This is a genomic window from Streptomyces sp. DSM 15324, from assembly GCF_001514285.1.
Lineage (GTDB): Bacteria > Actinomycetota > Actinomycetes > Streptomycetales > Streptomycetaceae > Streptomyces.
Genome location: NZ_KQ949030.1, coordinates 110,597 through 121,927, shown reverse-complemented (window position 1 = coordinate 121,927; position 11,331 = coordinate 110,597). Strand labels below are relative to the sequence as shown.

11 protein-coding genes and 3 pseudogenes are annotated in these 11,331 nt (G+C 69.7%); 8 read left to right on the top strand and 6 right to left on the bottom strand.

Annotation, left to right across the window (positions count from 1 at the left end; translation table 11 throughout):
* The 3 genes and pseudogenes from AQJ58_RS41400 to AQJ58_RS46000 form a co-directional block, all read left to right on the top strand.
* Positions 1-911: pseudogene (locus tag AQJ58_RS41400) on the top strand (IS256 family transposase); the annotation flags it as partial.
* Positions 912-933: 22 nt separating this feature from the next.
* On the top strand, positions 934-1,140 hold the full coding sequence (locus AQJ58_RS41395; RefSeq protein WP_079079184.1) for an aquaporin: 207 nt from the start codon (positions 934-936) through the stop codon (positions 1,138-1,140).
* Positions 1,141-1,291: 151 nt separating this feature from the next.
* Positions 1,292-2,359: pseudogene (locus tag AQJ58_RS46000) on the top strand (IS630 family transposase).
* A 28-nt stretch (positions 2,360-2,387) separates the two neighbouring features.
* On the opposite strand, the gene AQJ58_RS24780 reads toward AQJ58_RS46000, so the two are convergent.
* The gene (locus AQJ58_RS24780; RefSeq protein ID WP_079079183.1) at positions 2,388-3,260 is read right to left on the bottom strand and encodes an SDR family oxidoreductase; all 873 of its coding nucleotides are present in this window, start codon (positions 3,258-3,260) and stop codon (positions 2,388-2,390) included.
* 144 nt (positions 3,261-3,404) lie between these two features.
* On the opposite strand from AQJ58_RS24780, the gene AQJ58_RS24775 reads away from it, so the two are divergent.
* Positions 3,405-3,809, top strand: a complete 405-nt coding sequence (locus AQJ58_RS24775; RefSeq protein WP_067253666.1) for a winged helix-turn-helix transcriptional regulator — start codon at positions 3,405-3,407, stop codon at positions 3,807-3,809.
* Here the strand turns inward: AQJ58_RS24775 and AQJ58_RS24770 are convergent, their stop codons facing one another.
* Positions 3,810-4,190, bottom strand: a complete 381-nt coding sequence (locus tag AQJ58_RS24770; protein WP_067253663.1) for a transposase — start codon at positions 4,188-4,190, stop codon at positions 3,810-3,812. It abuts the gene before it with no gap.
* Positions 4,191-4,318: 128 nt separating this feature from the next.
* On the bottom strand, positions 4,319-5,764 hold the full coding sequence (locus tag AQJ58_RS24765) for an MFS transporter (RefSeq protein WP_067253660.1): 1,446 nt from the start codon (positions 5,762-5,764) through the stop codon (positions 4,319-4,321).
* A 59-nt stretch (positions 5,765-5,823) separates the two neighbouring features.
* Between AQJ58_RS24765 and AQJ58_RS24760 the strand changes: the two genes are divergently transcribed.
* On the top strand, positions 5,824-6,339 hold the full coding sequence (locus tag AQJ58_RS24760) for a winged helix-turn-helix transcriptional regulator (RefSeq protein WP_067253658.1): 516 nt from the start codon (positions 5,824-5,826) through the stop codon (positions 6,337-6,339).
* Positions 6,340-6,698: 359 nt separating this feature from the next.
* Here AQJ58_RS24760 and AQJ58_RS24755 read toward each other — a convergent pair whose 3' ends face one another.
* The gene (locus AQJ58_RS24755; protein ID WP_067253655.1) at positions 6,699-7,607 is read right to left on the bottom strand and encodes a LysR family transcriptional regulator; all 909 of its coding nucleotides are present in this window, start codon (positions 7,605-7,607) and stop codon (positions 6,699-6,701) included.
* Positions 7,608-7,677: 70 nt separating this feature from the next.
* Between AQJ58_RS24755 and AQJ58_RS24750 the strand changes: the two genes are divergently transcribed.
* Both AQJ58_RS24750 and AQJ58_RS24745 read left to right on the top strand, forming a co-directional pair.
* Positions 7,678-8,625 carry an NAD-dependent epimerase/dehydratase family protein gene (locus AQJ58_RS24750; RefSeq protein WP_067253654.1) on the top strand — a complete coding sequence of 316 codons (948 nt, stop codon included), beginning with the start codon at positions 7,678-7,680 and terminating at the stop codon, positions 8,623-8,625.
* A gap of 15 nt (positions 8,626-8,640) precedes the next feature.
* The gene (locus tag AQJ58_RS24745; protein WP_067253651.1) at positions 8,641-9,525 is read left to right on the top strand and encodes an aldo/keto reductase; all 885 of its coding nucleotides are present in this window, start codon (positions 8,641-8,643) and stop codon (positions 9,523-9,525) included.
* 781 nt (positions 9,526-10,306) lie between these two features.
* Here the strand turns inward: AQJ58_RS24745 and AQJ58_RS44760 are convergent.
* Positions 10,307-10,551: pseudogene (locus tag AQJ58_RS44760) on the bottom strand (hypothetical protein).
* Positions 10,552-10,682: 131 nt separating this feature from the next.
* Between AQJ58_RS44760 and AQJ58_RS24735 the strand changes: the two are divergent.
* Complete coding sequence (locus tag AQJ58_RS24735; protein ID WP_199844671.1) at positions 10,683-10,985, top strand: hypothetical protein; 303 nt, start codon at positions 10,683-10,685, stop codon at positions 10,983-10,985.
* Positions 10,986-10,994: 9 nt separating this feature from the next.
* Here AQJ58_RS24735 and AQJ58_RS41385 read toward each other — a convergent pair.
* Positions 10,995-11,331, bottom strand: a 337-nt coding sequence (locus tag AQJ58_RS41385) for a transposase (RefSeq protein ID WP_159056289.1), incomplete at its 5' end; no start/stop codon positions are given.

Below are 11,331 nucleotides of genomic sequence, written 5' to 3'. Positions count from 1 at the left end.
TTCTTCGAACCGAAGATCGTCAAGAAGCGGCAGAAGCGCCTCACCGGCGTCGACGAGATGGTCATCTCGCTGGCCGCGAAGGGCCTGACCACCGGCGAGGTCCAGGCTCACCTGGCCGAGGTCTATGGCGCCGACGTCTCCCGCCAGACCATATCCACCATCACCGACAAGGTCCTCGAGGGCATGGCCGAATGGCAGAGCCGACCCCTCGACCCGTCTATCCGGTCGTCTTCATCGACGCCATCCACGTGAAGATCCGTGACGGCGCGGTGGCCAACCGGCCCATCTATGTGGCTCTGGCCGTCACCACCGAGGGCCGACGGGAGATCCTGGGGCTGTGGGCCGGCGACGGCGGCGAGGGCGCCAAGCACTGGCTGCACATCCTCACCGAGATCAAGAACCGCGGCGTGAACGACCTGCTCATGCTGGTCTGCAACGGGCTCAAGGGCCTGCCCGAGGCGGTGGAGACCGTCTGGCCGAAGACGATCGTGCAGACCTGCGTGGTGCATCTACTGCGGAACTCCTTCCGCTATGCCGCCCGCCAGGACTGGGACAAGATCGCCAAGCTCCTCAAGCCCGTCTACACCGCCCCGACCGAAGAGGCCGCACTGGACCGGTTCGCCGAGTTCGCCGATGCCTGGGGCCGGAAGTATCCGGCCATCGTGAAACTCTGGGAGAACGCGTGGGAGGAGTTCACTCCGTTCCTGCGGTTCGACACCGAGATCCGCCGCATCGTCTGCACGACGAATGCGATCGAGTCGGTGAACGCGCGGATCCGTCGGGCGGTGAAAGCCCGCGGGCACTTCCCCAACGAGCAAGCCGCGTTGAAGTGCGTCTATATGGCGATCATGTCCCTCGACCCCACCGGCAAAGGCCAGGCCCGCTGGACCATGCGATGGAAGACCGCGCTCGGGAAATGCCACCGGGGCTTCGATGAACCCAGTGCGCCAGTTCGGGCCCGCTCTACTCTCTGGGCAGTACTCGTTCCTGTGGGTCTACTTGACAGCGCCGCTGGTGGGCGCTTTTGCAGCGGCTTTCTTGCTTGACGCTGCGCGAAGGCGGCACACCGTTCTGACGCACCGGATGTGCGGCACGCAGGAAGACGGCACTCCTGAATACGCCAGAGCAGGCGACCTGTGAAACGCGAAGACCAGCCCGTGGATGCTGTTTGGACGACCGAAAAGGCCCACCAGAGAAACCGACGGACCGTCACGAACGATCGAGGCTACTGAGGTTGCACTCGTGGTGTCGTAGGGCTGATGGCTCGTCGTCCGTGCGGTATCACCGGAGCATGCGATATCCACAAGGAGGCGGGCTGACTGCCGAACGGCACCAGTTCCGCGAGGAGTTACGGCTCAAGGCGGCCGAGCGGTTCGCCCAGGGCGAGGCGAGCTCGGTCATCGCCAAGGCCCTGCGCGTCAACGTCCGCTCGGTACAACGGTGGCGGCAGAAGTGGGAGCAGGGCGGTCCGCGGGCCCTGCGGTCGCAGGGGCCGGCATCGCTGCCGAGGCTGAGCCAGGAGCAGTTCGCGCAGCTGGAGGCGGAGCTGGCCAAGGGGCCGACCGCGCACGGCTGGGAGGACCAGCGCTGGACACTGGCGCGGATCAAGACGGTGATCGGTCGGCGCTTTCACATGGCCTACACGATCCAGGGCGTGCGGAAACTGCTGGCGCGTAACGGCTGGTCCAGGCAGGTACCGGCCCGACGGGCCATGGAGCGGGACGACGGGGTGGTGGCCGGGTGGGTCAAGGAGGTGTGGCCCTGCGCGGAAGACTCGCGGCGGCCCGTGGAGCCTGGCTCGTCTTCGAGGACGAAGCCGGATTCTCCATGACGCCGCCGCACGCGAAGACCTGGTCACAGCGCGGCCGGACCCCGGTGGTGCGGGTCCGCGGCCGCTCCCGCAGACGGATCTCCATCGCCGCGCTGACCTGCTACGAACCCGGTCGCCGCTCCAGGCTCATCTACCGGCCCCGCCATGACGACGGCCGTCGCGATGGGCGCAAGAGCCTCTCCTGGCGCGACTACCGGGACCGGCTGATCGCAGCACACCAGCAGCGCGGTGGCCCGATCGTGCTCGTCTGGGACAACCGCAACGTCCGCAAGGCCGCCGACCTGCAAATGTTCGCCGAGGCCCGGGACTGGCTGACCATCCACTATCTGCCGCCCTACGCACCCGACCTCAGCCCAGTCGAGGGGATCTGGTCCCTCCTGCGACGCGGCTGGCTCTCCAACGTCGCCTTCAGTACCCCTGAACACCTCGTCCAGCGCATCCGGCGCGGCCTACGGCACCCCCCAGTACCGCAGCGAACTCATAGACGGCTGCCTCGCCGAGACCGGCCTGGCAATCAGACCCACCTGAGCAACCCGGCCACATCACGAGTTCAACCTCAGTAATGCAGGGCGGCCGCGAGTGCCTCGGCCAGGGTCACGGGCGGGCGGCCGATCAGGCGGCGCAAGTCGCCAGAGTCGGTGTACATCTCGCCGCGGTTCATACCGCGGTCAGCGTCAGCGAGGACCTCCGCCAGCTCGGCGGGTAGGCCCGCGGAGGCCAGTACCTGGGCGAAGCCGGCCACCGGGAGGTCAGCGTAGGCAACCTGCTTTCCGGCCGCAGCGGAGATCGCGGCGGCGAGCTCGGTCAGGGTGAAGGATGCGTCGCCGCCGAGCTCGTACACGGCGCCGGTGTGGCCTTCAGCGGTGAGGACGACCGCTGCGGCCTCGGCGTAGTCGGCGCGGGACGCGGCGCTGATCCGCCCCTCGCCTGCGGCGCCGACGACCGCGCCGTTCTGCAGGATCTGCGGCAGTTGGCTGGTGTAGTTCTCCAGGTACCAGCCGTTGCGCAGCAGCACGCTGGGGATTCCGCGGTCCCGCAGATACGCCTCGGTCTCGCTGTGCGTGGCACCGATGACGGTGGTGGCCGTGTCCGCGTGCGTCGTGCTCGTGTACGCGACTAGCGACACGCCTGCGGATGCCGCGGCGTCAATCACGCGACGGTGGTTGGCGACCCGCTCGCCCACGGGGACCGAGGCCGAGATCAGCAGCAGCCTTTCCGCCCCCGCGAATGCCTCGGCCAGGCCGTCGGTGTCCGCGAAGTCGGCGCGGCGTACCGTGATGCCTCGGTCGGCCAAATCCTTGATCCCGGCGATGTCCCGGCCGGTCGCGATGATGTCCGCGGCAGGGATCCCGCGCCGCAGCAGTGCCTCGACGGTGAGCCTGCCCAGCTGGCCGGTGGCTCCGGTGACGACGATCGGCATGATGGTCATTCCTTCCTTCCGCGCGTGCCTCGCACGCCTGCCGCGGTCCGTCCGCCGCGGGATGGAACACAGAATGACCTGGATACTCTCTGTTGGGGAGTAGCCACTTCTTGGTAGGGTACTTACCGCAGCGAAAGCATTGAGGTGAGCCGTATGGCTGCTGTCGAGAATGTGACCGGGCCCATGCCGTCATTCGATCCGTACGAGCGCGGCTGCCCGTCGCGGGACCTGCTCGACCAGATCGGCAGCAAGTGGGCGGTCCTCGTGCTGGGCGAACTCGGCCGGAACGGGACCTCGCGGTTCGGTCATCTCCGGCAGGCGCTGGCGGGTGTGAGCGAGAAGATGCTCACCCAGACGCTGCGCACCCTCGAACGCGACGGGCTGGTCAGCCGGACCGTCTACCCAGAGGTGCCGCCGCACGTGGAGTATGAGCTGACCGCGCTCGGCCAGACGCTACGGGAACCGCTGAAGGCGCTCACGGAGTGGTCCGTGCTGCACATCGAAGAAGTCATCACCGCCCGCGAAGAGTACGACGACCGCACTGAGCGCACCAGGTAATCAGCGGCGGCCGGCGGTCTGGTCATAGACGGCCGTCTCGCCGAGACCGGCCCGACAATCGGACCCACCTAAGCCACCCGGCGACATCACGAGTTCAACCTCAGTACGTGGCAGACACAGCGATGTCAGCAGGTCACGCAAGCCATCGGTATCGAGGCGGCCGTGATTCAAGGCCCCGTACAGCGAGCCGTAGCCGCGCTGGTGCTCGGCGAGCAGTGACAGCTCCACCGGCGACCGTGTCGGGCCGTCCGCGCACAGCAGCGCGTCCGTCAGGTCGAAGAACACATCCGCTCGCGCGGTCAGAGACCCGCAGAAGGCCGTCCGAAAGCGGGACGGTTCCGCGAACACCTCCCGTTCGCCGGCACCCGCCAGCACCCTCATCCCACGGCCCTTCTCGTGAACTCCCTCATCTCGTCGCAGAGTTCAGGATCACGAGGAAGGCCACCTCCATACCCTGCAATCACGCCGAAGAGTGACCACACGACTGGGTCCGACCGTAAGGAACAAGCTCAGGCGGCGCCGGCCTTCGCGGCTTTCGCGGCCTCTGTGGCGTCGGCCGTCTTGGCGGTGGGTCGGGGCTTGCGGACGAGCGGGGCCGTCACGCACGCGGCGAGCAGGGACGCCACGGCGACCGCGTACCAGGCGTGCTGGAACGCGGCGACAGCGTGTCCGGGGGCGGGGGTGCCGAGGACGCCGACCAGGATCGCGACGCCGAGGACCGCGCCGATCTGGCGGCCCATCGAGGTGATGGCCGAGCCGGTGGCGAAGCGTGCCGGCGGCAGGGCGGCCGCCGATGCCCCGGTCAGGACCGGGAGCGTCATGCCGACGCCGAGGCCGGTCAGTATCATGCCGGGCAGGAGCGAGGCCGCGTAGGCCGAGCCGGTTTCAAGCGTCGCGGCCCACCACAGGATGCCGGCCGCGAACAAGACAGTTCCTGCCAGCGCGATGCGACCTGCACCGAATCTGGCGACGGCGGCCCCGATCCGCAACGCGACCGGCGTCACCAGCAATGGTCCCGGCGCGATGGCGAAGCCGGTGCGCAGAGCCGAGTAGCCCCACACGCCCTGGCACCACAGCACCGCGCCGAGCAGCATTCCGGCGAACGCGACGGAGAACACCGTCAGGGCGGCTGCGGCGGATGCGAACGCCGGAACCTGGAGCAGCGGCAGCTCGACGATCGGCACGGGGTGGCGGGCCGAGCGCAGGACGAACCAGACGCCGAGCAGCACCGCGGCAGCCAGGCCGCCAAGGGTGCCGGCGCTCGTCCAACCCCAGTCAGGAGCCTTGACCAGGCCGAGCGCGAGCGTTGCGATCGATCCGGTGAGAAGGGCGGCGCCGAACAGGTCGGGCAGCCGACTCTTCTCCGCCCCAGCACGTCCGGGCGACGGCAGCACCTTGACACCGAGCGCGAACGCCACGGCCCCCACTGGCACGTTGACGATGAACACCCAGTGCCATCCGGCCTCGACCAGCAGCCCGCCGGCCACCGGCCCGAGTCCGGCGGCGATCCCGCCGATCGAGGCCCAGGCCCGCACCGCCCCGGCGCGCTTCTCGGGCGCCGTCGTATCGAGCAGCAGCGCGAGCGACGTCGGCATCAGCAGCGCAGCGCCGGCGGCCTGCACGAGCCGTGCCGCGACCAGCGTTCCGACATTGGGGGCGAGTGCGCAGCCGACCGAGGCGAGGGTGAACACCGCCAAGCCGGTCAGGAAGACCGGCTTGTGGCCGGAGCGGTCGGCGACGCGGCCGGCGACTACGAGGAGCGCTGCGAAGACGATTGCGTAGCCGTTGAGGACCCAGGAGAGGGAGCCGAGGCCGCTGCCGCCGAACGAGCGGCCGATCGCCGGGAGGGCGACGTTGACGATGAAGAGGTCGAGGTTCGCCATGAAGACCGCTGCCGCGGCCGTCGCGAACACGGCTCGGTACGCCCTTTGTGAGTTGGAAATTCCAACCTTCATGGATCGGAGGCTAGTCGCATGAGTTTGAAAACACAACGGACTCGGGAGAGGATGGGGACGTGACCTCGGAAACGAAGCAGAGTGACAACCCGGTTCCGCACCCCGAAGTGCCCGGTCGGCCGTGCTCCGTGGCCGCCGCACTGCAACTCGTCGGCGAACGCTGGGCCCTCCTGGCGATCCGCGAGATCTTTTACGGCAACCAGCGTTTCGACCAGATCGTCCGCAACACCGGCGCCCCCCGCGACCGCCTCGCCGCCAGACTGCGCGCACTGGAAGAGGCGGGCGTGGTCGAGCGCCGCGCCTACAGCGAGCGCCCTTTGCGCTTCGACTACCACCTCACAGAGGCTGGCCGCGATCTCGCACCCGTGATGCGCGCGCTGCTGGCCTGGGGCGACCGCTGGGCGGTGGACACTCCGCCGGTTGCCTTCCGGCACCGCGGCGGGCCCGGCTCCGAGCACGACCTCGATCTGACGTCGACGTGCCGGACCTGCGGTGAGGAGGTCAGCTCGGGAGCTCTCACGATCGACGTGCGGGCACCTGGATGGGATCGGGCCGGGCCGATCGAAGGCTCCTGAACTCAGCAGCGATCAGGAGTGTCCGAGGGGACCCGGCTGGTCCGCAAGCAGATGCAGGACGGCTCGGCCCCGGTCTCCTGTTTCGGTGTCAGCTTCCGAAGTCGGCTGCGCGGATGACTGGAGTCGGCTGTACGTGATGGTGTGAGTGGGTGGTGGGTGGCGGCGGGTGGGCGTCAGCGGGACTTGGAAAACCGCAGGTGCCGGTCTCGCCAGGGAACTCCTCCTCCGCCGCGGGGAAGGCGATCTTCAGGTAGCAGAGGCTCGGGTGGCTAGACCGTGCGCTCGGCGAGGTGTCGGCGTACGCATGAACGTCCCCCACGGCGTACGGGCGAATGAGGCCGGTTCGTGGCGTGTGGGGGTCAGGTGTCGTGCAGCACTGCTACCTGCTCCTTGAGGGCTTGTATCAACGTCGTGACGTGAGGGTGGTTGCGGCGGGAGATCGTGGCAACGCCGATGTACCGGGTCGGTGTCGGCGGCTCGATCGGGACGGTGCACAGGCCTTTTATTTCCGGGGTCAGCGCGACAGAAGGGATCAGTGAGATCCCCATGCCTGCGGCGACGAGCGAGCGGGCGAAGAAGTAGTCGGTCGTCGTCCCGCGCACCTGCGGGTCGAAGCCCGCACGTTCGGCGTAGCGGCGCAGGTAGGCTTCGGTCTTCAGGCAGCCCAGTACCCAGGGCTCGGCCGCCAGTTCGGCGATGCCGAGCGCCTCGCGGCCGGCCAGGGGGTGTGCCTCGGGCAGGGCGACGTGCAGGGGGTCGTTCAGGAGCGCGGTCCATTCCAGGCCGGCGCCCGGGCCCGGCTGACCGGGCAGCGGGCCGTCGAAGTGGTAGGCGAGTGCGAGGTCCACGGCGCCCTGGCGGACCAGCGCCAGGCTGTCTTCGGGCTCGCCCTCCCGGACATGGACCACGAGGTCGGGGTGGGCCGTGCCGAGCCGGGCGAGTGCGCCGGGCAGCAGGACCCGGCCGCCGCTGGTGAACGTGGCCAGGGTGAGCCGGGTGAGCCCGCTGCCGAGCCGGTCGACCTGCCGCTTGGCGTGTTCGAGTTCCGCGGCGACCGACTCGGCGGCCCCGACCATGATCCGGCCGGCCGGAGTGAGCCTGATCCCGCGGGTGCTGCGCGTCACGACCTGGGCACCGAGACTGCGCTCCAGCGCGGCGACGTGCTGGGACACGGCCGAGGGCGTGAGGTGGAGGGCCGCCGCCGCCCGGTTGAAGCTGCCGTGCTCCGCCACGGTCCGCAGGACACGGAGCCGCTGCACATCGATCAACAGTTTTCCTTAATACGTTTCCAGCATTTGGGCACTTCTGCTGATGACTGTAGGTGCCCAGGATGAGGGCATGCAAAGGATCTGTGTGATCGGCGGAAGCCGGTACGTCGGCAAACTCCTGGTCCAGCGCCTGCGGGCGGCCGGCCACCAGGTCACCGTGGTCAACCGCGGCTCCGTACCACCGCCGGGGGGTGTGGAGCACCTCGTCGTCGACCGCGACGACGAGTCCGCCCTCATCGCCGCGCTCGGCTCCCGCGCCTTCGACGTGGTCGTCGACCAGGTGTGCTACACCCCTGTGCAGGCCGCGCTCGCCGCCCGCGCCTTCGGCGACCGCACCCGGCGATACGTCATGACGTCCACGATCGAGGTCTACGACCCGGCGACCGCCGCGCTGACCGCGGTCCCGCCCAGCGCCCTCGTGGCGGAGGAGGTCGTCGACCCGGCCACGTGGCTGGTGCGGACGGATCTGCCCTGGCACGACGCGGCGTACCTGGAGGCGCACTACGCCGAGGGCAAGCGCCAGGCGGAGGCCGTCTTCGCGCAGCGCCTCGGGTGCGATTTCGCCGCGGTGCGCAGCGCCCACGTACTCGGCGGCGGCGCCCAGGAGTTCACCGGTCGGCTGGCCCACTACGTCGAGCACGTCACCAGGGGAACGGAGATCACCGTGCACGCCGGGGCGCTTCCCACGGTCTTCATCCACCACGAGGAACTGGCCGACCTGCTGCTGTGGGCGGCCGGCGCCAGCGACCTCACGGGTCCGGTCAACGCCAGCTCCGACGGACCGCTCACCGCCTACGACCTGAGTGCTGTCATCGCCGCCCAGGTGGGCCGGGAGCCGGTGTACCGCCGCGTCGGAGCGGGCGAGCCGGCCTCTCCGTTCTCCTATGACCGCTACTACGCCATGAGCAACGCCCGCGCGAAGGACCTCGGCTTCTCCTTTTCCCACACCACCGACTGGCTCCCCTGCGCCGTCGCCGAAGCCCTCCACGCCCTCCACGCATCCACCACCACCGGCTGAGGAACCTCACCCACCATGCGCTACCGCACCATCGGAAACATCCCCGTCAGCGCCGTAGGCCTGGGCGCCATGCCGCTGTCCATCGAGCACCGCCCGGACGAAGAGCAGGCGATCGCAACCATCCACGCCGCCCTGGACGCCGGGATCACCATCATCGACACCGCCGACAGCTACCACTGGCACGCCGGCGAGTCCGGCCACAACGAACTCCTCATCGCCCGCGCCCTCGCCCGTTACGGCGGCGGCACCTCCGACGTCCTCGTCGCCACCAAGGGCGGCCGCGGCCGCCCCGGCGACGGCAGCTGGAGCGTCAACGGCACCCCAGCCCACCTCAAGCAGGCCGCCGAAGCATCCGCCAAGCGCCTGGGCGTCGAGGCCATCGGCCTGTACCAACTGCACAGGCCAGACCCGACCGTGCCCTGGGCGGAGTCCGTCGGCGCGCTGCGCGACCTGCTCGACGCCGGCACCATCCGCGCCGCCGGGATCTCCAACGCCTCCACCGGCCAGATCCGCGAGGCCCACGCCATCCTCGGTGACGGGCTCGTCTCCGTGCAGAACCAGTACTCCCCCGCCGTCCGCGACAACGAGCCCGAACTGCGGCTGAGCGCGGATTTGGGGCTGGCCTTCCTGCCCTGGAGCCCGCTGGGCGGCATCCGACGCAGCTCCCTCGACGGACCATCGCGCCCGACCTCCGCCGGCACCGCCTTCCACCTCATCGCGGCCGAGCGCGGCGTCAGCGCGCACATAGTCGCCCTGGCCTGGCTGCTCGCCCGCTCCCCGGCGGTGATCCCGGTGCCCGGAGCCAGCCGCCCGGCCTCGATCCAGGACTCGGCCAAAGCGGCCGAACTCAAGCTGAGCGAGGCGGAGCTGGTGCGGCTCGAAGGCGCACTGCGGCGCTGAACCAGCACCACTCGCCGGCCCGTGCACCGGACCGGCACGGCGCTTGAGCAATCGCTGGCGGTCACCACCAACCGGTACGGCGTGGTCTGACACCCGGGGACGTTCATCCGTACGCGCCTGGGGAGCAGAACGCGTACGCCGACACGAGGACAAGGATGCCGACGAGACACCGCCGGCCCTGCCCGGCGGCAGCATCTCCTGCGCCAACCCTTGCGGGATCTGTTGCACGATCTCCTGCGGCATCTCTTGCGCGACCCTCCGCGTGTATCAGGTGTCTGAGCAGGCCACGAGGCCTGTAGGGGCGTGGTCGGGGTTCTGACATCCCCCTCAGAGCACCCCCCCGGCCCGCCCCGCCGCGAAATGGATGGGTGGATGGGTGGGAGGGAGCGGGCGGGATGTGGGGCGCGCCTCCGGGGGACCGGGCGCGCTCCTGCTCCTTCGCGTGTCGGCGGAGCCGCGTGCGGGCCGGGCAGTGGGTGCTGCCCGGCGGTGGAGGTGTGGGCGGCGGTGGCCGCGCCTGCACTGGCAACAGCAGCGGCGTCCGGCAGGCGGGAGGGTGTCTTCCGTCGTGGCGGCTGGCGCGCCGATGCCCCTGCTGCTGTTGCGTTCACGGACGTCGCGCAGCTCGACGTTGACCTGTAGTGCAGGGCTGGCGTCTGTGCCGGTATCGGCTGCGTAGCTCGCGGGAGGGCTGCCGGCTCGTCAGCCGCGGCGACAACCTCGTCCTCGAGGACCGGCTCCGTGACTGGTCCGAGGACCTTCGCCGCCGACAGCCCTGAGATCAGCCCGCCCACCCGGTGTCACGGACCTCGATCGCCCTGGCGTGCGGCATGAACTGGATCCAGCACCGCAGTCAGAACGCCTCCCGGATCTCCTCCACGGAGCCCGGGTCGCGGACATCGGGCCGGGCCCGCGGATCCATCCGCGCGACTTCCACAGTGCCATCACCTCCCGCCGCGCCCGGTCGTCCGGCAGCTGCGCCATGACCTCCACCGCGAGTTCCTCCACCACCACGCCGTACCGCATCCCGCACACCCCCGTGCGATCGACTCGGGGAGCAGCGTACGGAGGAACCGCCGATCGCGTTCCGGCCTGTGGATAACCCGGATCGGGGGAGGTCCAGGCGCCGGACAGCGGCGAGCGGTACAAGTACCGGTATGACGCGTGAGCGGGTGCGGTGGCCGTCCGTGGTGGACCGGGCGCGGGAGATCGTGAACGGGTACGCGCCGATGAAGGTCACGCTGCGCCAGGCCATGTACCGCCTGGCCTCCGAGGCAACGCTGCCGCACACGGCGCCGATGTACCGCCGTCTGTCCGCGCAGCTGGCCAAGGCCCGCCGGGAGCGCCGGTTCCCCGACCTGATCGACACCGTCCGGGAGGTCCACGTCCCTCCGGCCTGGACGGGCGCGGACGCGTTCCTCGCGGAGATGCCCGACTGGTTCCGCCTCGACCGCACCTAGGGTCCGTCTTCAAACGGATCTTGCCCAGAGCAGGAACGACGCGAGACTGACCGCTGCTTCATAGGAAGTGGCGGTCTTCTCGTATCTGGTAGCGATGCCGCGGAAGCCCTTGAGCCGGTTGAAGCAGCGCTCGATCGTGTTGCGCCGTCGGTAGGTCTCCCGGTCAAACCCTGGCGGTCGGCCGCCGTGGCCACCGCGTCTCAGCCGGTGCCGCCGCTGGTCGGTCTTCTCGGGGATGGTGTGCGCAATGCCGCGTTGTCGCAGGTAGGCACGGAAGCCTCGGGAGCTGTAAGCCTTGTCTGCGATGACCCGGTCGGGCCTGCAGCGCGGCCGGCCAGTGCCGGTG